The following is a 25,855-nucleotide window of genomic DNA, read 5'->3' as shown; positions in this document are numbered from 1 at the left end:
GACGAACGACGCGCGCAGCGCAGCGGCTGCGCGCGTAGAAACTCAAGCCTGCGGAATCTCGATCTTGACCTCGAGCACTTCGAGATCGTCCTGACGTTCGAGGCTCACGCGAATGTCTTCATCGGAGATCTTCACGTACTTCGAGATCACCGCGACCAGTTCGCGTTGCAGGGCCGGCAGATAGTCGGCGGGCGGATGGCCGCCTGCGCGCTCGTGAGCAATGATGAGCTGCAGGCGTTCCTTCGCTACCGAGGCGGATTTCTTCTTCTCGCCGAGAAAAAACGAAAGAAACGACATGACGTTCGCCTCCCTTACTTGCTACCGAAGAGGCGCTGCAAGAGGCCCGGCTTCTGGTAATCGGTGAAGCGAAGCGACTTGTCCTCGCCGAGAAAGCGCGACACGACGTCCTTGTACGACTCGGCGACGTCGGTGCCGTCCAGATGCACTGCCGGCAGACCCTGGTTCGAAGCGTGCAGCACCGCTTCCGATTCGGGGATCACGCCGATCAGTTCGATGCGCAGGATTTCCTGAATGTCGTTCAGCGAGAGCATCTCGCCTTCGCTCACGCGCTTCGGGTTGTAACGGGTGATGAGCAGGTGCTCCTTGATCGGGTCCTTGCCTTCGATCGCGCGCTTGGTCTTCGACGACAGCATGCCGAGGATCCGGTCCGAGTCGCGCACGGAAGACACTTCCGGATTCGTCACGATGAGCGCTTCGTCGGCGAAGTGCATCGCGAGCAGCGCGCCCGACTCGATGCCCGCGGGCGAATCGCACACGATGTACTCGAAGTCCATCTTGCGCAGGTCCTCGATCACCTTCTCCACGCCTTCTTTCGTGAGCGCGTCTTTATCGCGCGTTTGCGAGGCCGGCAGGATGAAGAGGTTTTCGCACTTCTTGTCCTTGATGAGCGCCTGATTGAGGTTCGCCTCACCCTGGATCACGTTGATCAGGTCGTACACGACGCGGCGCTCGCAACCCATGATGAGGTCGAGATTGCGCAGGCCCACGTCGAAGTCGATGACCGCGGTCTTGTGGCCGCGCAACGCGAGGCCCGATGCGAAACTCGCGCTCGTGGTCGTTTTACCGACACCACCTTTGCCCGAAGTCACCACAATGATTTTTGCCATTCCCTTACCTTGCGTTCGTCAGTTTCTCAGTTTGGTCTCATCGCGTGCCGCTCATGCCCCTGCTCGCCTGCGCACGACGCTCGAGCTGCGACTCAGGTGAGCCTCAACGGTTCGATCAACAGCTTTTCTTCCTCGAGCCGGATCTGGGCCGGCTTGCCCCGCACGTCGTCGGCGAGTGGAACTTCCGTGGTACGGTAGATGCCCGCAATCGAAATCAGTTCCGCCTCGAGGCTCGTGCAGAAAATGCGTGCGTCGTGGTTGCCGTGCACGCCCGCGAGCGCGCGACCGCGCAGCGGCGCGTAAATGTGGATGTTGCCCTCGGCGATCACTTCCGCACCGTTGGAAACGAGGCCGAGCACGACCACGTCGCCCTTCGCGTAAATGCGCTGGCCCGAGCGCAGCGGCCGGTCGATCACGAGCGTGGGTTCCGCGCGCGCGCCCGATGCGCCGGCGTCGAGCGCCGCCGCCGCGTTGACCGTTGCCGCAGCGCCCGCTTCGGCGGCGGCCGGGTCCGTTTCGGTGGTAAAGAGTTCGGGCTGCGCAGCGGTGGCTTGCGGCGCGGCCGGGGCGGCGGCGGATGCGGCGGCCGAAGCATTCGATGCCTCGCCTTCGCCTGCGCCTTCTTCGGCGGCCTGCTTCGCGCCCGCGCCGCGGCGGTCGCGGGCCTCGAGGAACGGCATGCCTGCCGCAGCGGCCCAGCCGTGCTGTTCAGGTTGTGCAACCACGCCTATCGGGCGCATGCGCACGCTTTCGAGCAGACGCACGATGTCGCCGAGCGCGACCTGCTCGCCGTCGGCGAGACGCCGCACGTCGATCGCGACGGTGTCGTTGGCGAAGAATTCGGGCGTCGCCTCGAAGCGCCGCGTGAGCTCGGCGCGCATGGCATCGAGCTCGGTCGTCTTGACCACGAACAGAAGCGTATCGACTGAACCGCTCTTCAGTTCAAAATATGGCGATTTCCTGGGCGACATGGCGTTCGGCTAAAAATTTTGCGTATTTTACAGGCGCGGACGCACACGGCCATTATTTTTAATGGTGTATTCGGCCAAATTCGCTGCCGGATACGCACCAACGCACCACCAAAAATGGCGCAAAAAAGCGCGCGAAGCGCGAGTGCGCCGCGCGTGCATAGACGATCGGGTTCGGTGTGTCGTACGGAGGGAAACGAAACGCGGGCGCTGCCGCGCGCGGCAGCGCGAACGTCGGGCGTTACGGCGAGGCAGCGGACTTCGTGTGCTCGCCGAGCGCTCGCATGAGCAGCGTTTCCCACTGCTCGGGCTGCTGCTGGCTGCGCGCGTGGTCGCCGGTGGCGACGAAGCCGAGGCGCTCGTAGAAGCGCATGGCCGTGGTGTTCGTGTCGGTGATCCAGGCGTAGACCTGCGTGGCGCCTTCGCTCACGAGCCAGTCGATGGCGCTGTTCAGCAGAAGTTCGCCGCCGCTCAGATGACGCACCGCAGGCGCGACCCACAGCGCCGAGACGAACGCGCGGCGCGCCGGCGCGCTTTCGAAGCTCGCGCCGATCAGACCGGCCGGATGGCCCTCGGTGTAGAGAATGAACGACGTGCCCGTGTGCGAAACCGCATGCCGGGCCGCCGCGGCGTCGAAAACGGCGGCATCGGCGGATAGCGCGTCTTCGAGCGTGTCGCCGAATGCATAAGGCGCGTCGCGCAGCGAAGCTGTTCGAAGCTCGCGGAGCACGGCACCCTGATCGGCGGCGATACGGCGAACGGTCAGTGACGGACTCATGCAGTCGTAAACCCCAATAAAGCGCTAACGCGTAGCTTTAACCGAACTGGCTTGAGAGTCAAATCCTTATTTGACAATTGCCGGCACGCGACGCCCTGCGCGCGAGCCTTGACAGACGGCCCCAGAGGCCGCACAGCCACGCTCACGGGGCCTCGTAGGGGCCTGTGCCGTCCGGCCAGGGCGTGAGGAGTTCGTAGCCGTCGTCGGTGACCGCGACCATGTGCTCCCACTGCGCCGAGAGCGAGCGGTCCTTCGTGACGACCGTCCAGCCGTCGCGCTGCACCGACGTGCCGGCGCGGCCCGCGTTGACCATCGGTTCGATCGTGAAGACCATGCCCGGCTTCAGGCGCACGCCCTGCCCCGGCTGGCCGTAGTGCAGCACCTGCGGTTCCTCGTGGTAGACCTTGCCGATGCCGTGGCCGCAATACTCGCGCACGATCGAGAAGCCGTCCGCCTGGGCGCGCTTCTGGATGGCATTGCCGACGTCGCCGAGCGTCGCCCCCGGCTTCACCTGGCGGATGCCCGCGAGCATCGCCTCGTAGGTCGTGTCGATCAGCTGGCGGCCGACCGTGCTCGGCGTGCCGACGCAGTACATGCGGCTCGTGTCCCCGAAATAGCCGTCCTTGATCACGGCCACGTCGATGTTGATGATGTCGCCGTCCTTGAGCACCTCGCCGCGATCGGGAATGCCGTGGCAGACCACGGAATTGACGGACGTGCAGATCGTCTTCGGAAAGCCGAGGTAGCCGACATTGGCCGGCACGGCCTTGAGCGTGTTGACGATGTAGTCGTTGCAGATCGCGTCGAGGTCGTCGGTGGAGACGCCCGGCTTCACGTGCTCGCCGATCATCGCGAGCACGTCGGCGGCGAGCCGGCCCGAAATGCGCAGGCGGGCGAGATCGTCGGCAGACTTGTAGGTGATAGGCATCGATGGACCGAAGTGGGCGCGGCGGTGGCAGAGAACCCTGCGCCGCAAATTCAAAGGAGCGATTGTACCGGCGCTGCGGCGTCGCTAGCGCAGCAACCGCAAACCATGTCATCCCGATGACACCGGACGCGGAATTTTCAGAGATCTCCGATTGTTCGAGCACAAGCCGCCGTCAAGAATGAGAAATATCTTACATCGCGCGCAGGCAGTCCGATCATGACCCCAAGTAATCCCACCCCCACCTCCTCCACGCCGAACGCGGCGCCCCACCTCCTGATCGCGCTGCCCACTTACGACAACTCGGTGCATTTCGACTTCGCCATGGCCCTCGCGCGCCTCATGGAGGCGCTCAAGGAACGCGGCATCCGCTACGAGTACATCCATACGGCCTCGTCGCACATCATCCGCGCGCGCAATTTCTTTGCGAATTATTTTTTGAGCCATCCCGAGTTCAGCCATGTCCTCTTTCTCGATACGGACATGGACTTCTCGCGCGAAGCGGTTCTGCGCCTGCTCGCCGGCAACAAGCCCGTGGCCGGCATTGCCTGCCCGTACCGCTATTTCGACCGGGAGAGGCGCATCACGAGCGCCGACGTGGGGCTCACGCTGCGCGAATGGCAGGAAAAGACCGTGGACTACAACACGGCGATTCTCGCGGATGAAGCGGGCAGCAGTGTCGTGTCCGACGGCTGGGCCGAGGTGAGCCACGTCGGCACGGGCATCTTCCTCGTGCGGCGCGACGCGCTGGAGGCGGCCGCGGCGCATACGGCGCTTTACCGGCCGCCCGCGCAGTACGCGGGCTATCTGCCGGACGGCAAGTTCCACGCGTTCTTCGACACCGTTGGCGAGCAAGGCGTGTACCTCTCGGAAGATCTATCGTTTTGCCGGCGCGTGCGCGCGGCGGGCAAGTCGGTGTGGGCGCTCATCGACGAGAAGATCGTGCATCACGGAGGATCGTCGATCTCGGGCACCTACCTGCATGCGCTGGAGATGCGCGGCCACCTGCGCAAGTGAAAATGCGCTCCGACGCTAGAGCACGCCGAAACGCGCGCGGAAAAGCAAAAACCCCTGCAGCGGTCAAGCATGCAGGGGTTTTCTGAATTTGGCGGAGAGGGTGGGATTCGAACCCACGGTACGGGGAAACCGTACGCCTGATTTCGAGTCAGGTACATTCGACCACTCTGCCACCTCTCCGGTGTACTGCTTTTTTACTGCCTCCCCGGTGTTGGTCGGCAACCGGAGAAGGGAAGATTATAGAACATTTTTTGAGTTCCGCAAGCCCTCTTGTGCAAAAAGTTTCGAGGGCAAGCAAATCTCCCGCGCTCAGGCCGACCCTTCGAGACGCGCCACGCCGCCCATATATGGCCGTAGCACCTCCGGCACGGTGACCGAGCCGTCCGCTTCCTGATAGTTCTCGAGCACCGCAACCAGCGTGCGGCCCACGGCGAGGCCCGAGCCGTTGAGCGTGTGCACGAGTTCCGGCTTGCCCTGCGCGTTGCGATAGCGCGCCTGCATGCGGCGCGCCTGGAACGCTTCCGTGTTCGAGCAGCTCGAAATTTCACGATAGGTGTTCTGCGCGGGCAGCCACACTTCGAGGTCGTAGGTCTTGGTGGCCGAAAAGCCCATGTCGCCCGTGCACAGCGTGATGACGCGATACGGCAGGCCGAGCTTCTGCAGGATGGTTTCCGCGTGGACGACCATCTGCTCGAGCGCGTCGTACGAGGTTTCGGGCGCAACGATCTGCACCATCTCGACCTTGTCGAACTGGTGCTGACGGATCATGCCGCGCGTGTCGCGGCCATACGAACCGGCTTCCGAACGGAAGCACGGCGAGTGCGCCGTGAGCTTGATCGGCAGCGCGCTGCCTTCCACGATGCTCTCGCGCACCGTGTTCGTGAGCGAGATTTCCGAGGTCGAAATGAGGTACTGCGTGACCGTGTTCTCGCCGCCGCCCTTTTCCACGCGAAACATGTCGTCGGCGAACTTGGGCAGCTGGCCCGTGCCGTACAGGATTTCCGGGTTGACGATGTAGGGCGTGTACGTTTCCGTGTAGCCGTGGTGGAGCGTGTGCGTGTCGATCATGAACTGCGCGAGCGCGCGGTGCAGGCGCGCGATCTGGCCGCGCAGCATCGTGAAGCGCGCGCCCGAGAGCTTCGCGCCCGTCTCGAAGTCCAGACCCAGCGGCGTGCCGACGTCCACGTGATCCTTCACCTCGAAGTCGAACGCGCGCGGCGTGCCCCAGCGGCGCACTTCCACGTTGTCGGCCTCGTCCTTGCCCGCGGGCACGCTTTCGTGCGGCAGGTTCGGCACGCCGAGCAGCAGGTCCGAGAGCTTCGACTGGATCTCGTCGAGCTTGGCGGCCGACGTCTTCATCTCGTCGCCGATGCCGCCCACTTCGGCCATGACCGCCGAGGTGTCCTCGCCGCGGCCTTTCATCGCGCCGATCTGCTTCGACAGGCTGTTGCGGCGCGCCTGGAGCTCTTCGGTGCGGGTCTGGATGGCGCGGCGTTCCGCTTCGAGCGCGGAAAAGGCCGCGACGTCGAGGGTGTAGCCGCGGTCGGCGAGGCGCTTCGCGACGCCGTCGAGGTCTTTGCGCAGCAGCTGGATGTCGAGCATGGGATTGTGAGACGCAGTGTCGTTGTGTGAAGGGACGATTTTAGCGCACCGGCCGGGGCAGCCCGGCGCGGCGGGCATCGCCGTTGTTCGGGGCGATTCAGCCCTTGCGCTTCCTCTCGCGGAGTTCCTCGCGGTGCTCGTCGCGCCATTGCGCGTCGAGGTCGGCCAGGCGCGCGAGCTTTTCGCCGATCTTGCCTTCGAGCCCGCGCGGCGTGGGCTGATACCAGCGCGGATCGCGCATGCCGTCGGGCAGATAGGTCTCGCCTGCCGCGTAGGCGTCGGGTTCGTCGTGCGCGTAGCGGTATTCGTGGCCGTAGCCCAGCTCCTTCATGAGCTTGGTCGGCGCGTTGCGCAGATGGATCGGCACCGCGCGCGACTGGTCCTTGCTTACGAAGCGCCGCGCCTCGTTATAGGCGTTGTAGCCCGCGTTCGACTTCGGCGCGACGGCCAGATAGATCACGGCCTGCGCGAGCGCGAGTTCGCCTTCGGGCGAACCGAGGCGCTCGTAGGTCTCGGCGGCGTCGAGCGTGATGCGTCCGGCGCGCGGGTCGGCGAGGCCGATGTCCTCCCACGCCATGCGCACGATGCGCCGCGCGAGATAACGCGGGTCCGCGCCGCCGTCGAGCATGCGGCAGAACCAGTAGAGCGCGCCGTCCGGGTTGCTGCCGCGCACCGACTTGTGCAGCGCGCTGATCTGGTCGTAGAACGCGTCGCCGCCCTTGTCGAAGCGGCGCAGGTTTTCCGCCAGCGCGCTGCCGAGCAGTTCGCCGTCGATCTCGGTTTTCTTTTGTTGAGCGGCCGCGCGTGCAACGATTTCGAGGTTGTTCAGCAGCTTGCGACCGTCGCCGTCGGCGGATCCGATCAACGCCTTTTTCGCTTCGTCGGTGAAGGTCAGGCCGCCCAGTTCCTCGCTCGCACGGACAAGGAGTTCGCCCTGCTCTTCCTCGTCGAGGCTCTTGAGCACGTACACGGCGGCGCGGGACAGCAACGCACTGTTCACCTCGAACGACGGGTTTTCCGTCGTCGCGCCGATGAACACGAAGAGGCCCGACTCCACATGCGGCAGGAAGGCGTCTTGCTGGCTCTTGTTGAAGCGATGGACCTCGTCGACGAACACGAGCGTCTGGTGGCCATGCGCGCGATGCAGCTGAGCCTGCTCCACGGCCTCGCGGATATCCTTCACGCCCGAAAGCACCGCCGAGAGCGCGATGAATTCGGCGTGGAAGGCATCGGCCATGAGGCGCGCGAGCGTGGTCTTGCCCACGCCCGGCGGCCCCCAGAGGATCATCGAATGCGCTTCGCCGGACTCGAACGCGACGCGCAGCGGCTTGTTGGGCCCGAGCAGATGCTTCTGGCCGATGACCTCGTCGATGGAGCGCGGGCGCAGCCGTTCGGCGAGCGGGACGTTGGCACGGGTTTCTTCAAACATGACGTTTTCGCGATAATGACGGCTTACCGGCTGGCCGCACGTGTGTGGCAAATTCGGTGGCAGATCCGGGGACACAGCGCCCGACACCACAAAACGGCCCGCCGCTCCGGATGCAGTCGTGCATTATGACAGCGTGCGCCGCGGCGCGAAGCGCGGGCAGAGCCGCTCGAGCCGAAGCACCCGGACAAAACAGACAAAACACACGATACAGAGGAAAGCGTTCCACATGACTCAAGATTCGCACGCCGGCGAGGCCGGCTCCACCTACGCGCCGAACGTGCCCGTGCCCGACGCGCGCCGCCAGTTCCGCACCGGCGACGCCTTCGCGCTATGGTTTTCACTCGGCATCGGCCTGCTCGTCGCGCAGGCGGGCGCGCTGCTCGTGCCGGGCCTCTCGCTGCCCCACGCGCTGATGGCCATCGTCATCGGCAGCGTGATCGGCGTCGTGCTGCTCGCGCTCGCGGGCGTGATCGGCACGGACACGGGCCTCGCCGCGATGTCGTCGCTGCGCCCGACGCTCGGCGTGCGCGGCGTGTCGGTGCCGGCCGTCATCAACATGGTGCAGCTCGTGGGCTGGGGCTCGTTCGAGATCATCGTGATGCGCGATTCCGCCGATGCGCTCGCCAAACAAGCCTTCGGCCTGTCGATGCCGCTCGTCTGGACCGTGATCTTCGGCGTGCTCGCCACGCTGCTCGCCGTGAGCGGCCCGCTCTCGTTCGTGCGGCGCTTCCTGCGCACGTGGGGCATCTGGCTGTTGCTCGCGGGCGCGGCCTGGCTCACGTGGAGCCTGCTCGTGAAGCAGGACCTGGGCGCGCTGATGCGCCGCCCCGGCACGGGCGAAATGCCGTTTGGCAGCGCCATCGACCTGGTGGTGGCGATGCCGCTCTCGTGGCTGCCGCTGATCGCCGACTACACGCGTTTTGGCCGCAAGGCGGGCGAAACCTTCCGCGGCACGCTGTTCGGCTATGGCATCGCGAACCTGTGGTTCTATGCGCTCGGCGCCATCTATGGCCTCGCCGCGGGCGGCGGCGACGCGCTCCTCACCACGGCGCTCGCGCAGGCCGGCGGCGGCCTCGCGCTGCTGCTCGTGCTGATCGACGAGATCGACAACGCCTTCGCCGATATCCATTCGGCCGCGGTCTCGACCGGCACGTTCTGGACGCGCGCCAGCGTGCCCTGGCTCTCGGCGGCGTTCGGCGCGCTGTGCACGCTGATCGGCCTCGTCGTGCCGATGGCGAAGTACGAGAACTTCCTGCTCTTCATCGGCTCGGTGTTCGCGCCGCTCTTTGGCGTGGTGCTCGCCGATCACTTCATCGTGCGCCGCCGCCGCATCGACACCCAGGCCCTCGCCGATCTGAATGGCGCCTATGGCTATTCGGGCGGCTGGCACGTGAGCGCGTTCGTCGCGTGGGTGGTTGGTTTCGGCGCGTATCAGGCGCTCAACCAGTGGCTGCCGAATCTCGGCGCGACGCTGCCTTCGCTCGTGATCGGCGCGCTGTGCTATCTCGTGCTCGCGGGGCGCCGGCGCGCGGCTTACGCGTAACCCGCCTTCCTTCTGTCGGACAATAAAAAACGCCAGGCTTCGCAGCCTGGCGTTTTTGCTTCTGGCGACGTGCGAAACGTCACTCGCAGTGGCCGCAGCCGCCGTGCGAATGACCGTGATGGTCGTGATGAGCGTGGTCGTCGGCGGGCAGATGCTGCGCGGCCTGCGCCGTGATGCCCAGACGCTGCAGCAGCCTGCGGTCGGCTTCCGCCTGCGGGTTGCTCGTAGTGAGCAGCTGGTCGCCGTAGAAAATCGAGTTCGCGCCCGCCATGAAGCACAGCGCCTGGAGCGCGTCGTCCATCTGCTCGCGGCCCGCCGAGAGGCGCACCATCGCGGTGGGCATCGTGATGCGCGCCACCGCGATCGTGCGCACGAATTCGAACGGGTCGATCGGTTCCGTGCCTTCGAGCGGCGTGCCCGTGACCTGCACGAGATTGTTGATGGGCACCGACTCCGGATACGGCTCCATGTTCGCGAGCTGGGCGATCAGGCCTGCACGCTCGCGGCGCGATTCGCCCATGCCGACGATGCCGCCGCAGCACACGTTGATGCCCGCGTCGCGCACGCGCTCGAGCGTCTCGAGGCGGTCCTCGTAGGTGCGCGTCGAAATGATCTTGCCGTAGAACTCCGGCGACGTATCGAGGTTATGGTTGTAGTAATCGAGGCCCGCGTCGGCCAGCGCCTTCGCCTGGTGATCTTCGAGCATGCCGAGCGTCACGCAGGTTTCCAGACCCATCGCCTTGACGCCGCGGATCATGTCCTTGATCGGCTCGAGGTGGCGATCCTTCGGATTGCGCCACGCCGCGCCCATGCAAAAGCGCGTCGCGCCGTTCGCCTTGGCCGCGCGCGCCGCGTCCAGCACGGCGCCGACTTCCATCAGCTTGCCCGCCTCCAGTTCCGTGTCGTGATGCGCCGATTGCGGGCAGTACGCGCAGTCTTCCTCGCAGCCGCCGGTCTTGATCGAGAGGAGCGTGGAAAGCTGCACGGCGTTCGCATCGAAATGCTCGCGATGCACCTGCTGCGCGCGGAACATCAGGTCGTTGAACGGCAACTCGTAGAGCGCGGCGACGTCGGCGACCTTCCAGCGCGCGGCGGCTTCGGCGGCGGCCTGGGCGCTCGGCGCGGTGGCCTTAAGCGTTGTGATGTCGATGTGGGTTTGCGTCATGGTGTCGGGGTCCTTCTTTACGTGACTGTGCTTGACTGTGCTTGAGTGTGCATTAAGCGTTGGCGCGCAGGCGTGCGAGCAACGCGTCGATGTTCAGATGTCCGGCTGCGTCGTCGGCACTCGCACCGCGCATGTGCGGCACGACGCCGACGAGCGGCGCTCCGTACTGGGCGGCGAGGCGCTCACGCAGCGCGGCGATGTTTTCTTCGGGGAACGTCATGGCCGGGTCGATACGGTTCGCGACCCAGCCCGCGAGCGTCAATCCGCGCGCGACAATCGCTTCGGCAGTGAGCAGCGCGTGGCTGATGCAGCCGAGGCGCATGCCCACCACGAGCACCACGGGCAGAGCGAGCGCGACGGCGAGATCGGCGGTGTCTTCGGTCGCCGTGAGGGGCACGCGAAAACCGCCCACGCCTTCCACGACGATGGCATCCGCGCGCTCGCAGGCCGCCTCGTAGCAATCGACGATGCGCGCCATGTCGAGCGTCACGCCTTCGAGCGCGGCGGCGATGTGCGGCGCGGCGGGCTCCTTGAGCAGGAACGGCGTGCGGATCTCGGGCGGCAGCAGCACGCTCGCGGCGGCGTCGAGCTGATCGGCGTCCTCGTTGTGCCAGACGCCGTCGCGCTCGTAAGCGCCCGCGGCGATCGGCTTGAGCGCCGTGGCGCGCAACCCCGCGTGGGCGAAGCCGCGCAGGAGCGCCGCGCTCACGAAGGTCTTGCCGATCTCGGTATCGGTGCCGGTGACGAAAAGCGAAACCGTCATTGCGCGAACTCCGGCGCGTTTGTGCGTGCTTCCAGACTCGCGCGCTGCAGCGATGCGTTGAGCCGGTCGAGGTCGGCGTCCGAATGCGCGGCCGAGAGCGAAATGCGCAGGCGCGACGTGCCCTCGGGCACGGTGGGCGGACGAATGGCGGGCACCCACAGGCCGTCGCGCTCCAGCGCGGCCTGCAGCGCGAGTGTCGCCTCGTTCGCGCCGATGACGAGCGGCTGCACGGCGGTATGCGAATCGACAGGTTGCCAGCACGTATCGTTGAGCAGCGCACGCGTGCGCGCGATCAGATGCTTGAGATGTGCGCGGCGCGCATCGCCCTCCTCGCCTTCGATCAAACGCAGGCTCGCGGACACGGCATGCGCAACCGCCGGCGACGAAGCCGTGGTGAAGATGTACGGCCGCGCACGCTGCACGAGCCATTCGATCACGGTGCCATGCGCGCAAACGAATGCGCCCGAAACACCCGCCGCCTTCCCGAGCGTGCCGACCATCACGAGATGTTCCGAGCGCAGCGCGGCTTGCGCGAGCGCGCCGCGGCCTTGCGGGCCCAGTACGCCGAAGCCGTGCGCGTCGTCGACCACAAGCCACGCGCCATGCTGTTCAGCCAGTTCGACGAGACGCGCGAGCGGCGCGACATCGCCGTCCATGCTGAACACCGTGTCGCTCACGATCAGTTTTGCGCTCGCGTCGGAGGCTTCGAGCAGCGCGGCGAGCGCCGCCATGTCGGCATGCGGATAGATCTGGATGTCGGCACGCGAGAGCCGCGCGCCGTCGATCAGCGAGGCGTGGTTGAGCGCATCGGAAAAGATCGTCGTGCCGCGCCCCGCGAGCGCGGTGAGCACGGCCAGGTTCGCCATGTAGCCGGTGCTGAAGTACAGCGCGCGCGGCGCAGCGACGAAGGTACCCGCGAATGCCGCGAGATCGTCTTCGAGCTGGGCGTGAGCGCGCGAGTGGCCACCGAGCAGATGCGAGCCGCCGCTGCCCGCGCCGTAACGCTGCGCGCCCTCGGCGATGGCCGCGACCAGTTGCGGATGCGCGGCGAGGCCGAGATAGTCGTTGCTGGCAAAACCGATAGTCGCGCGGCCGTCCACCTTCATATGCGCGCTGCAAGGCGTGTCGGCGGTGCGGCGGCGGCGGCGCAGGCCGCGAGCGTCGATGTCGCGCAAGCCCTGTTCGAGGGTATCGAGCAATGCCATGTCAGAGGTCCTCCGCGACGGTGGCGTCGAAAGTCTCGCGCGTGCGTGTAGCGAGGAACGCCTGCATTTCGTTGTCCAGAATATACGGCGGCATGACGTAGACCGTCGTGCCGATCGGGCGCAGCAGCAGTTCGCGCTGCAGTGCGTTTTCGAAGAAGCGGCGCGAAAACGTCGCCGCGCGCCGCGGGTCTTCGAGCGCCACGTCGAACGCGAGAATCGTGCCGCACCGGCGCAGGTTGCGCACGAGCGGATGCGACGCAAGCGGATCGAACAATTCGCGCAGTCGCGCCGATTTGCGCGCGTTCGCAGCCAGCACGTCATCGCGCTCGAACAGGTCGAGCGTGGCGAGCGCGGCGCGGCACGCGAGCGGATTGCCCGTGTATGAATGCGAATGGAGGAAGCCGCGCGTCGTGTCGTCGTCGTAGAACGACTCGTAGATCGCATCGCGCGACAGCACGATCGAAAGCGGCAGATAGCCGCCGCTGATGCCCTTCGAAAGCGTGAGCAGATCGGGCCAGATGCCTGCCTGCTCGCACGCGAAGAAGGTGCCGGTGCGCCCGCAGCCCACGGCGATTTCATCGGCGATCAGGTGAACGCGATGGCGGTCGCACAGCGCGCGCAGGCCCTTCAGATAGGCGGGATCGTGCATCGCCATGCCGGCGGCGCACTGCACGAGCGGCTCGACGATCAGCGCGGCGATACGCCCTTCGCGCTCGATGAAAAGACGCTCGACATCGGCCAGCGCGCGCGCCGCGACATCCGCCGCCGTTTCGCCGGGTTGCGCCGCGCGCGCGTCGGGCGAAGCGACCACATGCGCGTGATGCAACAGCGGATCGTACGCATCCCTGAAGAGCTTCACGTCGGTCACGCCGAGCGCGCCAATGGTCTCGCCGTGATAGCTGTTGGCAACGCAGACGAATTCGCGCTTGCCGCTCTCGCCGCGGTTGCGCCACGCATGAAAGCTCATCTTGAGCGCGATTTCGACGGCCGATGCGCCGTCGGAAGCGAAGAATGCGTGGCCGAGCACGCCGCCCGTGCGCGCCGAGAGCCGCTCGGCGAGCTCCACGGCGGGCTCGTGCGTGCAGCCCGCGAGCATGACGTGCTCGAGCGTGTCGAGCTGCGCCTTGAGCGCCGCGTTGATCGAGGCATTGGCGTGGCCGAAGAGGTTCACCCACCACGAACTGATCGCATCCAGATAGCGTCGGCCCTCGCGGTCATACAGCCACGGGCCTTCGCCGCGCGCGACGGCCACGAGCGGCAGGCGCTCGTGATGTTTCATCTGGGTGCAGGGGTGCCACACGGCGCGCAGGCTGCGAGCGACCCAGTCGGTCGCGGCGCGATCTTCGCGGGCAAGGTGTGCAGGGTGAGATGGCGAATTCAAATACGACTCCCGATACGACAGCGGAACCGAGATTAACGTGTTAGCTGCCGCAATGCACTACCCCGAAAATCGCCCTCCAGCGCACGGCGGCGCGGCGTTTCGAGCGGTTCGCAACAACTCCGGACCGATAGAAAAGAAAGACCCGAAATGCGCGGAGATGACGACGGCAAAGTGAACCCGCCTTATGCAAAAAAATCTGCGCGGCGGTGCGAAATTGCAGAACGCGGGACGGCGCGGCGGATATTTTTGGCGACGCGTGGCGCGCGCGCAGGCGCGCGGAAATCAGACGCCAAGGGCGGCACAACGGGTCGCGTGCGAGGAAATGGCCCGCGCAAAAGCAAAGCGGCCCGCTTTGGGGCCGCAAGCTTCCGATGCGATTGAGAGTGTGCGCCCGGCAGTGGCGGGGCAACGCGCCTTACCGGCTCGCCAGCGGGTGGTCACGGTCGTCGGTGCTGTTGTCCGCCGTGGCGCGCGTGGTGTCGCTGTCGCCGGTCTGGGCGGTCTGCGTGCCGCCGTTGTTCCAGACCACCGTGTTGTTGACGGCATAGAGGCGGCAAGGATCGGCGCTGTGCTTTTCACAGTTCGAGATCGCCACGGCCATCGGGTTGTCGCCGCCTTCGGCCCACGACCACGCGCCGGAGTCGGATACGGCGAAGGCGCGGCTCGGATACTGCTTGAGGAAGTTGCGATAACCGTCGCGGCCCGCCTGATCGACGAACGGCACCGAGCCGACCGAGTCGATCTGCGCGAAACCGGTGCCGCGCGGCGCGACCGGCGCGGCCACGCGGTACTGCACCGCCGTCGGCAGGCCGCGGTTGGCGAGGAACGCCTCGACCGTGGGCCACCAGACTTTCACGCCGTCGCGATCGCCCACGAGGCGATGTGCGTCGTTCTTGTAGGCGCCGAAGTCTACGAGCTTGGCCGTCGCGGCCGGGTGATCCTCACCCGTCTGCGCGTCGCGGTAAGCGGCGAACATCTTCGCGACGAGATCGGGCGACCAGACCGAGTCGTTGTCGCCGTAGAGCCAGAGCGAGGCCACGCGGGCCTTGCCGCCGTAGTTGCCGAACGCCTGCGTCAGGTTATTCTGCCAGCCCGTGCAGGCGTCCTGGCGCAGGCCGCCCGAGAAGTTGATCAGTGCGCGCACGCCGCTGGCCGCCTCGGTGCCATAGGCCATGGTGGCCAGGCCGCCGTGCGAGGTGCCCGCGACGATGATCTGGCTCGCGTCGACATAGGGCTGCTTCGACATGTACGCGATGGTCGATGCGACATCGGCCGCCTGGCCGAGGCCGTTGCTCGCGACATCGCAGCCGTCCTGCTGATACGAGCCGCCCGACTCCGCGAAGCCCTGGCGGTTCGGCGCGACGACGACGTAGCCACGGCGCACGAATTCGCGCGCGAACGAGAGCGGGTCGCTGCGCGCCTGGAGGTGCGGGTCGCCGGGAATCTTGCCGTGGTTGAAGATCACCATCGGGAACGGGCCGGGGCCGTTCGGGCGGTAAATCGTTGTTTCGAGCGTGACGTCGCCCGATGCGTCGACGGGAACGCGGATCACCTGCTCGTTCATGCTGGCGGGCACGACGGGCAGATACGCGTCGTCGAGCGCGATGCGCGGCACGTTGGCGCTGCCGAGGGGACCGCCTGCGAGGTTCGCGTGAGAAGCGGTGGCGGAATGCGTGGCGGGGGTGTTGGCGGCGAGTTGCGGGTTCGCGCTCGCACTTGCCGGATCGGAAAGCGACGCTGCGTGAGCCACCGAAAGCACACACGCGGTGCCGGCTACGACCCATCCGGTAAGGAGCTTCCTGAACGCCATGCGCTACACCACCTGCAAAAGACCTGCTGCTGTGAATCCGACAACCGTCCGACCATTACCCACGCTTCAGCCCTTTCAGGGCACAATGAGACACCGTTGCGCCTGGCCGCGAAGCCAGGAGCGGGCGTGTACCCGTAACGTGGAATTGCATCGATCGGAACACCTGCGCGGCGCAGTTCTATCGTCGATCAGACCCGCCGCCAGCACCCGTTGCAGTCGATACACGCATCACGTGAAAAAACTTCTTCACTATGCACTTACGTATCGTGCGGGGCACCGTGATTAGATACTCGCACGACAAATATTTGTTGTGCAATTCAGGGGTAACCCGGCATAAGGCATGCCAACTTCGCGCGGCCCTATGAGGCAAGGCGGACAGAGGACTTTCGGCACGTGCCGAACGCGCGTTTTTAAAAAAGGTCCGGGTGGTGAGCGTCGCGCGCGGACAACAGCCGCGCGATTGTGCAGTAAGCGCTTGTTTGCAAAGGCAATATTTTCGGCGTCATGTTAGCGAACCGGAGAGGGAATTCGCTGCGGAAAATATTGCAGGCAGTCAGTGACTCGTTAGCCAGACGAAACGTCGCCGTCAACATAACGCCAGCGTCCGTCGCCGCCGCGCGTGAAGCGACTCGTCTCGTGCAGCCGGTGTGCACGGCCGCCCGTTTTGTAGCGTGCGATGAATTCGACGATCGCGTGCGTGTCGTCGAGTTGTTCGTGGCGCTTGATGGCCAGTCCGAGCCAGCGCGGGGCGCCCTCGGCTGCAGGGTCCACATCGAGATCGGCGGGACAGGTCTCATTCGCCCACGTCGAGCGCAGATACGCCTCCTCGCCCAGCACGTAAGCCGTGTAGCGCGAGCGCATCAGTTCGAGCGCCGTGGCGGGGATCGCCACTCCGTCGATGAAGCGGCCACAGCATTGCGCGTAGCGCGGCGCCTTGCTGGCCGCCTTCTGGTTGGGCGCGGCGCCGCCGCAGGGACAATCGGCGGGCCGGGTCGCGGGCGAGACGACGCGCGCGGCTTCAGCGTTCATGGGTCGAGGCTCCGTTGCGAGAGGCCACAAGCGTAGCGCAGACGGGCGCCGCTTTACCAGTCGAGCTCGGTGCCGTCGTACTGGAAGAAGCGGCCGTTGAAGACGTCGCGCGCGGCGGCCGCCTCGGCCACCACCTCGCGCATGCCGGAAACGCTCACCGCTGGATCGATCGCCGCGTGCGCGCCGCCCATGTCGGTACGCACCCAGCCCGGATGCAGCGCAACGCAAGTGGCGCGGCGCGTTTGCAGCGAGGTGATCTTCAGCACGTCGTTGAGCGCGGCCTTGCTCGCGCGATAGAGCCAGCCCGTCGTGCCCGTGGTCTCCGCAATGCTGCCCATGCGGCTCGACAGCACGCCGAGCACGCCGTGGGCGTCGTCGACGAGCGGCAACAGGACGGGGATCAGCTGCATAGGGCCGCGCACGTTGGTGTTCATCACGTATTCGAAGTCTTCGGCCGTGATGGTTTCCACGCCCTCGGTGCGCGGGCCGTAGACGCCGGACACGACGAGCGCCACGTCGAGCCGCTCGCCGTCGAGCTTCCAGCCGAGCGCAGCGATTTCATCGGGCCGCGCGATGTCGAGCTGGAAGGTCTGCGCGCCGATTGCGCGCAGCGCTTCGAGCGCTTCGGGCCCGCGCGCCGTGGCCAGCACGCGCCAGCCGGCCTTCGCATACTGCCGCGCGAACTCGAAACCCAGGCCCCGCGACGCGCCCACGATCAACGCTGTTTTCATCTCGTCACCTTGCTTGTCCGTGCATTGAAACCGCTGCAGCGCGCCGCCTGCCCGCCTTGCCAAGCGGCGCGCTTCTTCGGGCACTAGCCTACAGCAGTTCGACGCCCATCGCCGTGGCCTCTCCGCCGCCGATGCACAGCGTCGCCACGCCGCGTTTGCCGCCGCGCGCGCGCAATGCGCCGATCAGCGTCACGAGAATGCGTGCGCCCGAAGCGCCGATCGGGTGACCGAGCGCACACGCGCCGCCGTTCACGTTGACCTTCTCGTGCGGCAGATCATGCTCCTTCATCGCGGCCATCGTGACCACGGCAAAGGCTTCGTTGATCTCGTAGAGATCGACGTCGCTCGCCGTCCAGCCGGTCTTCTCGAACAGCTTGCGGATCGCGCCCACCGGCGCCGTCGTGAACTTCGCGGGCTGCTGTGCAAAAGTCGAATGGCCCGTCACGCGGGCGAGCGGCTTGAGGCCGAGCTGCTTCGCCGTCGATTCGCGCATCATCACGAGCGCCGCCGCGCCGTCCGAAATCGACGACGAATTCGCCGCCGTCACCGTGCCGGTTTTGCTGAACGCGGGCTTGAGCGTCGGGATCTTGTCGAGATTGGCCTTGAACGGCTGCTCGTCGCGCGCGATGGTCGTTTCGCCTGCGCGCGAAGCCACCTTCACCGGCGCGATCTCCCATGCGAACGAGCCGTCCTCGTTGGCGCGTTTCGCGCGCCTGAGCGACTCGATCGCGAACGCGTCCTGGCGCTCGCGCGAGAAGTCGTACTCGCCCGCGCATTCTTCCGCGAACGTGCCCATCAGACGTCCCTTGTCATAGGCGTCTTCGAGGCCGTCCAGGAACATGTGGTCGAGCACCTGGCCGTGGCCCATGCGCATGCCGGAGCGCGCCTTCGGCAGCAGATAAGGCGCGTTCGACATGCTCTCCATGCCGCCTGCGACGATCACATCGGCCGAGCCCGCCAGCAGCATGTCGTGCGCGAACATCGCCGCGCGCATGCCGGAGCCGCACATCTTGTTGACGGTCGTGGCACCCGCTGCGAGCGGCAGCCCCGCGCCGAGCGCCGCCTGGCGCGCGGGCGCCTGGCCCTGCCCTGCGGGCAGCACGCAGCCCATCACGACCTCGTCGACCTGTTCGGGCTTCAACCCGGCGCGCTCGACGGCCGCCGCGATCGCCGCCGCGCCGAGCTGCGGCGCGGTGAGCGTCGCGAAATCACCCTGAAAACCCGCCATCGGCGTGCGCGCCGCCGAAACGATCACGATGGCGTCCTGCTTTTGCGTCTCACTCATGTTTGTGCTCCTTGATGAATCCGTTTGCATTCGCTGTTGGCCGCACGCGCGTTCAGGCAACGCGCACGACCGGCGCGTCTTCACGCGCGAAACGTTCCGGGTAACACACGCTAAAACGAATCGATGCGTCGTAGGGAAAGCAGTCCGGCACTTCGCCCGCGATGAGCCTCGCGCGGCTTTCCTGCCAGAGCCCGGGCTCGAAGAAGTCCGCGTGATGGGCGAGAAATGCGCGCTTCACGCGCGGATCGCCGAGCAAAAACGTGCCGTACGTCTCCGGAAAGATGTCGCGCGGGCCGACTGCGTACCATGGCTCGCCCGATAGTTCGTCCTCCTCATGACGCGGCGGCGGCACGGCGCGTACGTTGCAGTCGGTGAGATATTCGATCTCGTCGTAGTCGTAGAACACCACGCGGCCGTTGCGCGTCACGCCGAAATTCTTGTAGAGCATGTCGCCCGGAAAGATGTTCGCGCGCAGCAGGTCCTTGATCGCGTTGCCGTATTCCCGGATGCCATGCTCGACTTCCGCGTCGCTGCCGTTCTGCAGATAGAGATTGAGCGGCACCATGCGCCGTTCGATGTAGACGTGACGGATCACGAGGTTATCGCCTTCGTACTCGAGCATCGAGGGCGCCAGCGTCTCCAGTTCGCGCACGAGCGCGTGGTCGAGCCGCGCGATGGGCAGCGCGACGCTCGAATATTCGAGCGTGTCGGCAAGGCGCCCAAGCCGGTCGTGGCGCTTCACGAGCTGATACTTCGCTTCGACCTGCTCACGCGTGGTCTCTTTCGGCGCGGGAAAGCTGTCCTTGATGACCTTGAACACATACGGATACGAAGGCAGCGTGAATACGATCATCACCATGCCGCGGATGCCGGGCGCGACGATGAACAGGTCGCTCGAATGCGAGAGGTGGTGCAGCAAGTCGCGATAGAACAGGTTCTTGCCCTGCTTCTGCAAGCCGAGAGAGGTGTAGATTTCGCCCTTGGCCTTGCGCGGCATGATGGTGCGCAGAAACTCGACGTAGGCGGACGGCACTTCCATGTCCACCAGAAAATACGAGTGCGAGAAGCTGAAGAGGATGAGCAGCTGTTCCGTGCGCAGCAGCACCGTGTCCAGTGCCAGCTTGCCCGACTCCACATGACGGATCGGCACGACGAACGGCGCGAGCAGATCGCCGTTGATGATGCGCCCGACGATATATGCGCCCTTATGCCGGAAAAACAGCGACGACAGCACGTGAATCTGGAAGTTCGGCTTGGGCTCGACCACCCCGAAGGTGTCGAGCATCGTCTGCATGATGCAGTCGACGTCGCGCCCGAGATCCTCGAACGGCGTCTCCAGCTGGAAGTTCGTGACGATGCGCTCAAGCGTCGCCGCGACACCGTCCTTGCCCGGATAGTACGCGCGGTAGGTGGGCTTCGCGGCGGGCTCGTCGTTCTCGATGTATTCGGTCGAGATGGCGGGCCGCACGAAGATGAAGTCGTTGTTGAAGTACGAGCGATGCAGGATCTTGCAGCACACGGAGTTGAAGAACGTCTCCGCGCATTCGGGCTGCCGGTGCGTCGTGAGCAGGCCGATGTAGTGCAGCTTGATCTGCTGCCAGACTTCGTCGTCGATGCTCTCGGCGCCGTATTCGTCTTCGAGCGCGGCCACGCACTCCTTCACGCGGTCGTCATAGGAGGCGATGCGCTCGCGCGCGAGCTGCTGCAGGGCGCGCCAGTCGGCTGCCTCGAAGAAAGTCCGCGCCCTCGCCGCCGCGTCGCAGAAGTTGTGATAGTGACGGTTGAAGCCGTCGAGCATGGTCTGCGCGACATCGAAGCCGATCTGCGAAGAGAGCAGTTTCGGGAAGTGTTTCATGGCGGCCATGCCAGTTGCGCTCGCGTCAGCGTTTCGCGCGAGCGGCGGCGGGAGCGTCGCTCTCGTGCGCCGCATTCCTGTCCAGAAGCGCGCGCGCCTGGGACTCGTACTGCGCGAGGTCTTCGAGCGTGGCGTCGAGGTCCGCGCGCTGGCGCTCGAGTATCTCGCGGTGATGCACGACGGTGTCGAGGAACGCCTGGAGCTGCGGGAGCGTGTCGGTCGGCGACTCGTAGAGATCGAGCAGCGTGCGAATCTCCGAGAGCGTGAAGCCGAGGCGCTTGCCGCGCAGCGTCAGCTTCAGCCGCGTGCGATCGCGCCCCGAAAAGACACGCTTCAGGCCACCCGCGCCTTCCCGGCTCGGTGCCAGCAGGCCCTGGTCCTCGTAGAAGCGGATCGCGCGCGGCGTTACGTCGAATTCCCGGGCGAGTTCGGTAATCGTGTACTGGGTCGTCATAGTGTGCGGAAGGCGGCTGGCCCGGCTGTTGTCTGCACGACAGCGCGAGGGACGATAGAATCGACGTTTACGTTATCGTCAAGTACGCGGTTACGCAACCGGCAGGAGCGACGCGCAAGACGCGCTTTGCATGGGGCCGGAGTGGGCGCGCAAGCGCTAACTCTGGTCGACCGCTTTACGTGGGACCAGAGTAAGTGCTTTGCATGGGCCCGGAGCAGGTGCTAAAGCGCCAACTCCGGCCGACAGCTAAAGCGCTAACTCTGGTCGACCGCTTTACGTGGGACCAGAGTAAGCGCTAAAGCGCTAACTCTGGTCGACAGGAGAAGACACCCCCAATGAATGCCCTCGAACACCAGCTCGACTATCCCTACGCCGACACCCTGCCGGAGCCCGGCCTCGCCTTCGATGTCGCGCCCGGCGTGAAATGGCTGCGCATGCCGCTGCCGTTCGCGCTCGACCACATCAACCTCTGGCTGCTGCGCGACGAGATCGACGGCCAGCCAGGCTGGACCGTGGTGGACTGCGGCATCACCAACGACACCATCAAGGCCCGCTGGGAAGCCGTGTTCGAGAACCAGCTGGAAGGACTGCCGGTGCTGCGCGTGCTCGTCACGCATTGCCACCCCGACCATATCGGCCTTGCGCACTGGATTTGCGCGGGCGGGGACAAGGCGCGCTGGGACGTGCGCCTGTGGACCACGCTCGGCGAATACATGCAGGCCCGCGTGATGGCGGCCGGCGACGGCTCGAATGCGGGCGGCGAAGGCGCCGCGCGCCATTTCGCGCGTCACGGGCTCACGGACGAAGCGTCGCTCGACAAGCTGCGCAACCGCCGCGGCTACTACGGCAGCCTCGTGCCCGCGCTGCCCACGCAGTACCGCCGCCTGCGCGAAGCCGATACGGTGGCGATCGGCGGGCGCGACTGGCGCGTCATCACGGGCTACGGCCACTCGCCCGAGCATTGCGCGCTGTACTGCGAGGCAACCGGCGTGCTGATCTCCGGCGACATGGTGCTGCCGCGCATCTCGACCAACGTTTCCGTGTTCGACATGGAGCCGGAAGGCAATCCGCTCGGCCTCTACCTCGAATCGCTCGGCCGCTACGAAACGCTGCCCGCGAACACGCTCGTGCTGCCCTCGCACGGCAAGCCGTTTCGCGGCGTGCGCACGCGCATCGCGCAACTGCGCGCGCACCATGACGCGCGTCTTGCCGAAGTGATCGAAGCGTGCGGGCGAGCGCCGCAAAGCGCCGCCGACATCGTGCCGATGATGTTCAAGCGCGAGCTCGACATCCACCAGATGACCTTCGCGATGGGCGAGGCGCTCGCGCACCTGAACCTGCTGTGGCTCGAAGGCAAGGTCACGCGCACGACCGGCGCGGACGGGGTGATCCGCTTCACCGCCTGACAAACCACTGCGCACAAAGAAAAACGGGCGGCCCGCAAGGAGCCGCCCGTTTTTTTATGTTTAGCGCGAGGTGAACGGCCTTAGTTCGAGCCGCCCGTGATCAGATCGGCGCCCGGCGGCCGCACGAACTTGAAGGTCGAAGCCGGCAGCGACGGGTTCTTCTCGATGTTGGAGAACGTGAGCAGCGTCACGTTGCCGAACACGTCGTGCAGTTCCATGGCTTCGAGGTTGCCGTCGCGAAAGCCGATGCCCACGCTCTTGAACTGCGTGTCCTTCGACTTCGGAATCAGCTCCAGCCAGTCGATGCCGTTCTTCACGCCCGCGTCGGAGAGCGTGAAGTTCTTGTCGAGATCGTTACTGCCGAACAGGATCGCCGCCGGGCTCGCGCCGAGCGCGCCGCCGAGCTTGCGCTCGGTCACCTGGTTCAGGTCCTTGTCGTAGACGTAGAGATTGTCGCCGTCCGACTGCAGCACTTGCTGATACGGCTTCTCATACGACCAGATGAACTTGCCGGGCCGCGCGAACACGAACGTGCCGCTCGAGGTCTTGGCGTTCATCGTGGCCGTGGCGATGGCGTCGCTGGCGTTCTTCGCGCCCGAGGGCGCCTTGAGTTCGCGCTGAACAAAGCTGCCGCGCGCGGCGTGCACCTGCGAGACGAACTGCTTCAGTTGATCGGTGCCGCTCGCATACGCCTGCGAGACCATCAGGACCGACGCGCCTAGCGCGACGAAGAGCGCGCGGCGCGCGGTGCGCGCAAAGCGGGTCGGAAGTCCAGCCGGATACTGCATCTATCGTTCTCCAAGAGGTGTGTCTTTGGCCGTCGGGTTGCCGGGGCCATGCCTGGCCGTTGCCAAAGCGCGGCGGCCCGGCGCGGCTTACTCGGCGTCGCCGCGGTTGGGCACGAGGATCTCGCGGTTGCCGCTCGACGACATCGCCGAGACGAGCCCGGACTGCTCCATCTGTTCGAGCAGCCGCGCCGCGCGGTTGTAGCCGATGCGCAAGTGCCGCTGCACGAGCGAAATCGACGCGCGGCGATTCTTGATGACCACTTCGACGGCCTGGTCGTACAGCGGATCGGACTCGTCGCCGGTGCCGCTGGTTCCCGCAGCCGTGCCCTCGTCGCCTTCGCCGCCCACCGCGCCTTCGAGAATGCCCTCGATATAGTTCGGCTCGCCCTGCTCCTTGAGCTTCTCGACGACGCGGTGCACCTCGTCGTCGGCGACGAACGCGCCGTGCACGCGCACGGGCAGACCCGAGCCCGGCGGCAGATAGAGCATGTCGCCCATGCCGAGCAGCGACTCGGCGCCCATCTGGTCGAGAATCGTGCGCGAGTCGATTTTCGAGGAGACCTGGAAGGCCATACGCGTGGGCACGTTGGCCTTGATGAGGCCGGTGATGACGTCCACGGAAGGCCGCTGCGTCGCAAGAATCAGGTGGATGCCCGCGGCGCGCGCCTTCTGTGCGATACGCGCGATCAGCTCTTCGACCTTCTTGCCGACCACCATCATGAGGTCGGCGAGTTCGTCGATCACGACCACGATGTGCGGCAGCTTCTGGCACGGTTCCGGATCGTCCGGCGTGAGGCTGAACGGGTTCGGGATCTTCTCCTCGCGCTTGTTCGCCTCTTCGATCTTGTTGTTGTAGCCCGCGAGATTGCGCACGCCCAGCTTGCTCATGAGCTTGTAGCGGCGCTCCATCTCGGCCACGGTCCAGTTCAGCGCGTTGCCGGCCTGGCGCATGTCGGTCACGACCGGGCAGAGCAGATGCGGAATGCCCTCGTAGACACTCATTTCGAGCATCTTCGGGTCGATCAGGATCATGCGGACCTGCTCGGCGCTCGCCTTGTAGAGCAGCGACAGGATCATCGCGTTGATCCCCACCGACTTGCCCGAGCCGGTCGTGCCGGCCACGAGCAGGTGAGGCATCTTCGCGAGATCGGCGCACACCGGCTTGCCGCCGATGTCCTTGCCGAGGCCCATGGTGAGCGCCGAAGGCGCGTCGGCATACACCGCCGAGCCGAGGATTTCCGAAAGACGCACAGTCTGGCGGCGCTGGTTCGGCAGCTCCAGCGCCATGAAATTCTTGCCCGGAATCGTTTCCACCACGCGGATCGAGACGAGCGAGAGCGAACGCGCGAGGTCCTTCGCGAGGTTCACGATCTGGCTGCCCTTCACGCCCGTAGCCGGCTCGATCTCGTAGCGCGTGACGACCGGGCCCGGATACGCGGCCACCACGGCCACGTCCACGCCGAAGTCCTTGAGCTTTTTCTCGATCAGGCGCGAGGTGAATTCGAGCGTGTCGTCGGAGATGGTTTCCTGGGTGGCCGACGCGGGGTCGAGCAGCGAGATCGCCGGCAGCGTGGAGTCGCCCGGCAGATCCTTGAAGAGCGGCACCTGGCGCTCTTTCTCGACGCGCTCGGAGCGCTGTGGCGTGACCACCGGCGGCACGATCGTGACCGGCTCGTGTTCCTCGATCTTCACGCGGCCGCGCTCGACCTTGCCTTCGCGCTTGACGGCCGCCGCTTCGCCGAGCTTGCGGTCGCGGCCCGCCTCGCGGCGCAGCCTCGCCATGGTCACGGCGTTGATGATGGATTCGCCGACCTTTTCGGCAACCGAGAGCCACGAGAAGCGGAAATAGAGCGAGAGACCGATCGCGAGCGCGATCAGCAGCGCGAGCGTGCCGCCCGTGAAGCCGAGCGCGTGCGAAACGCCGCGCGCCACCGCGCCGCCCACCACGCCGCCGGGCGTCTGGGGCAGTTGCACCTTGAGCGACCACATGCGCAGCGCCTCGATGCCGCAGCTCGACAGCATGACGAGCACGAACGACAGGGCTTCGGCGACCCAGCTGATGTCGCGCGGCTTGTCGTCGTCATCGTCGGCAATCGCTTCGTGGTGCGTGATGCGCTGGTAGTTCGCCGAGATGAGGCGCCCCAGCAGCACGATCCACCAGTAGGCAGACAGGCCGAACAGCAGCAGCAGGATGTCCGAGACGCGCGCGCCGACGCGCCCCGCCCAGTTCGAGATGTGGTCGACCTGGGCCGCGTGCGTCCAGCTCGGGTCGTGGCGGCTGTAGCTGATGAGCGCCATCAGCAGGAACACGCCTAGCGCGACCTGCAGGATCCAGCGAATTTCGGTGAAAAGGCGCGACATGCGGTGAGGCAATGCCTGCGCCTGCGCGGAATAGGGAGCTTTGGCCATTGAATCCTGGGCTGATTCTTGATGCGTTTGCGGTCCGCCAGTCTTACCGTATGCCCGAAACCCCGGGCAGACGGGCGCGGCCGCCGTCGTCCGATCCGGCCTATTGTAAACGCGTTGTTTCGGCCCCGGCGGCCCCTCGCTGTAAATGACGGTAACTGACAACGCTGCGCGAGCGCGACAGGGCG

22 protein-coding genes and 1 tRNA gene are annotated in these 25,855 nt (G+C 65.9%); 3 read left to right on the top strand and 20 right to left on the bottom strand.

All coding sequences use genetic code 11. The features are described from left to right. Window positions 1-42: 42 nt before the first annotated feature. From minE to map, 5 genes are all read right to left on the bottom strand, one after another. Window positions 43-297 (bottom strand): cell division topological specificity factor MinE, encoded by a 255-nt coding sequence (gene minE, locus AB4Y40_RS11415; RefSeq protein ID WP_027795398.1) that lies wholly within the window; start codon window positions 295-297, stop codon window positions 43-45. Window positions 298-311: 14 nt separating this feature from the next. Then, window positions 312-1,127: a septum site-determining protein MinD gene (gene minD / locus AB4Y40_RS11410; protein ID WP_042260914.1), complete on the bottom strand. Its 816-nt coding sequence runs from the start codon at window positions 1,125-1,127 to the stop codon at window positions 312-314. 92 nt (window positions 1,128-1,219) lie between these two features. Beyond that, on the bottom strand, window positions 1,220-2,098 hold the full coding sequence (gene minC, locus AB4Y40_RS11405) for a septum site-determining protein MinC (protein ID WP_368687746.1): 879 nt from the start codon (window positions 2,096-2,098) through the stop codon (window positions 1,220-1,222). Between the two features lie 238 nt (window positions 2,099-2,336). After that, window positions 2,337-2,873 (bottom strand): GNAT family N-acetyltransferase, encoded by a 537-nt coding sequence (locus AB4Y40_RS11400; protein WP_368687745.1) that lies wholly within the window; start codon window positions 2,871-2,873, stop codon window positions 2,337-2,339. 142 nt (window positions 2,874-3,015) lie between these two features. Beyond that, on the bottom strand, window positions 3,016-3,801 hold the full coding sequence (gene map, locus AB4Y40_RS11395) for a type I methionyl aminopeptidase (protein WP_368687744.1): 786 nt from the start codon (window positions 3,799-3,801) through the stop codon (window positions 3,016-3,018). A gap of 216 nt (window positions 3,802-4,017) precedes the next feature. On the opposite strand from map, the gene AB4Y40_RS11390 reads away from it, so the two are divergent. After that, on the top strand, window positions 4,018-4,815 hold the full coding sequence (locus AB4Y40_RS11390) for a hypothetical protein (RefSeq protein ID WP_368687743.1): 798 nt from the start codon (window positions 4,018-4,020) through the stop codon (window positions 4,813-4,815). 89 nt (window positions 4,816-4,904) lie between these two features. On the opposite strand, the gene AB4Y40_RS11385 is transcribed toward AB4Y40_RS11390, so the two are convergent. From AB4Y40_RS11385 to AB4Y40_RS11375, 3 genes are all read right to left on the bottom strand, one after another. Continuing rightward, window positions 4,905-4,995: transfer RNA gene (locus AB4Y40_RS11385), tRNA-Ser, on the bottom strand. 129 nt (window positions 4,996-5,124) lie between these two features. Further along, window positions 5,125-6,417 (bottom strand): serine--tRNA ligase, encoded by a 1,293-nt coding sequence (serS, locus tag AB4Y40_RS11380; RefSeq protein ID WP_368687742.1) that lies wholly within the window; start codon window positions 6,415-6,417, stop codon window positions 5,125-5,127. A gap of 97 nt (window positions 6,418-6,514) precedes the next feature. Then, entirely contained in the window at window positions 6,515-7,846 is a 1,332-nt protein-coding gene (locus AB4Y40_RS11375) for a replication-associated recombination protein A (RefSeq protein WP_368687741.1), read from the bottom strand. A gap of 226 nt (window positions 7,847-8,072) precedes the next feature. Here AB4Y40_RS11375 and cytX point away from each other — a divergent pair, with 226 nt between their 5' ends. Then, complete coding sequence (gene cytX / locus AB4Y40_RS11370) at window positions 8,073-9,389, top strand: putative hydroxymethylpyrimidine transporter CytX (RefSeq protein WP_368687740.1); 1,317 nt, start codon at window positions 8,073-8,075, stop codon at window positions 9,387-9,389. Window positions 9,390-9,468: 79 nt separating this feature from the next. Here cytX and bioB read toward each other — a convergent pair whose 3' ends face one another. The 10 genes from bioB to AB4Y40_RS11320 form a co-directional block, all read right to left on the bottom strand. Next, window positions 9,469-10,554: a biotin synthase BioB gene (gene bioB / locus AB4Y40_RS11365; RefSeq protein WP_368687739.1), complete on the bottom strand. Its 1,086-nt coding sequence runs from the start codon at window positions 10,552-10,554 to the stop codon at window positions 9,469-9,471. Between the two features lie 52 nt (window positions 10,555-10,606). Then, window positions 10,607-11,317: a dethiobiotin synthase gene (bioD, locus tag AB4Y40_RS11360; protein WP_368687738.1), complete on the bottom strand. Its 711-nt coding sequence runs from the start codon at window positions 11,315-11,317 to the stop codon at window positions 10,607-10,609. Further along, a complete protein-coding gene (gene bioF / locus AB4Y40_RS11355; protein ID WP_368687737.1) occupies window positions 11,314-12,522 on the bottom strand; it encodes an 8-amino-7-oxononanoate synthase in 1,209 nt (402 codons plus the stop codon). The genes bioD and bioF overlap by 4 nt, the downstream gene beginning before the upstream one ends. 1 nt (window position 12,523) lies before the next feature. Continuing rightward, window positions 12,524-13,903, bottom strand: coding sequence for an adenosylmethionine--8-amino-7-oxononanoate transaminase (gene bioA, locus AB4Y40_RS11350; RefSeq protein WP_368687736.1), 1,380 nt, complete (start codon window positions 13,901-13,903; stop codon window positions 12,524-12,526). 415 nt (window positions 13,904-14,318) lie between these two features. Continuing rightward, window positions 14,319-15,713 carry a dienelactone hydrolase family protein gene (locus AB4Y40_RS11345; protein ID WP_368687735.1) on the bottom strand — a complete coding sequence of 465 codons (1,395 nt, stop codon included), beginning with the start codon at window positions 15,711-15,713 and terminating at the stop codon, window positions 14,319-14,321. A 564-nt stretch (window positions 15,714-16,277) separates the two neighbouring features. Then, on the bottom strand, window positions 16,278-16,742 hold the full coding sequence (locus AB4Y40_RS11340; RefSeq protein WP_368687734.1) for a YchJ family protein: 465 nt from the start codon (window positions 16,740-16,742) through the stop codon (window positions 16,278-16,280). A 53-nt stretch (window positions 16,743-16,795) separates the two neighbouring features. Next, on the bottom strand, window positions 16,796-17,473 hold the full coding sequence (locus AB4Y40_RS11335) for an SDR family oxidoreductase (protein ID WP_368687733.1): 678 nt from the start codon (window positions 17,471-17,473) through the stop codon (window positions 16,796-16,798). Between the two features lie 88 nt (window positions 17,474-17,561). Next, on the bottom strand, window positions 17,562-18,758 hold the full coding sequence (locus AB4Y40_RS11330) for an acetyl-CoA C-acetyltransferase (protein WP_368687732.1): 1,197 nt from the start codon (window positions 18,756-18,758) through the stop codon (window positions 17,562-17,564). Between the two features lie 52 nt (window positions 18,759-18,810). Further along, window positions 18,811-20,613 (bottom strand): bifunctional isocitrate dehydrogenase kinase/phosphatase, encoded by a 1,803-nt coding sequence (gene aceK, locus AB4Y40_RS11325; RefSeq protein WP_368687759.1) that lies wholly within the window; start codon window positions 20,611-20,613, stop codon window positions 18,811-18,813. 25 nt (window positions 20,614-20,638) lie between these two features. After that, window positions 20,639-21,067: a MerR family DNA-binding transcriptional regulator gene (locus tag AB4Y40_RS11320; RefSeq protein WP_368687731.1), complete on the bottom strand. Its 429-nt coding sequence runs from the start codon at window positions 21,065-21,067 to the stop codon at window positions 20,639-20,641. A 335-nt stretch (window positions 21,068-21,402) separates the two neighbouring features. Between AB4Y40_RS11320 and AB4Y40_RS11315 the strand changes: the two genes are divergently transcribed. After that, window positions 21,403-22,473 (top strand): MBL fold metallo-hydrolase, encoded by a 1,071-nt coding sequence (locus AB4Y40_RS11315; RefSeq protein WP_368687730.1) that lies wholly within the window; start codon window positions 21,403-21,405, stop codon window positions 22,471-22,473. Between the two features lie 80 nt (window positions 22,474-22,553). Here AB4Y40_RS11315 and lolA read toward each other — a convergent pair whose 3' ends face one another. Further along, on the bottom strand, window positions 22,554-23,261 hold the full coding sequence (gene lolA, locus AB4Y40_RS11310; protein WP_368687729.1) for an outer membrane lipoprotein chaperone LolA: 708 nt from the start codon (window positions 23,259-23,261) through the stop codon (window positions 22,554-22,556). An 87-nt stretch (window positions 23,262-23,348) separates the two neighbouring features. Continuing rightward, the gene (locus AB4Y40_RS11305; RefSeq protein WP_368687728.1) at window positions 23,349-25,670 is read right to left on the bottom strand and encodes a DNA translocase FtsK; all 2,322 of its coding nucleotides are present in this window, start codon (window positions 25,668-25,670) and stop codon (window positions 23,349-23,351) included. Between the last annotated feature and the right edge of the window lie 185 nt (window positions 25,671-25,855).

Source organism: Paraburkholderia sp. EG287B (assembly GCF_040965595.1).
In the GTDB taxonomy this organism is placed as follows: Bacteria; Pseudomonadota; Gammaproteobacteria; order Burkholderiales; family Burkholderiaceae; genus Paraburkholderia.
This window is presented reverse-complemented; position numbering and strand designations above follow the sequence as displayed.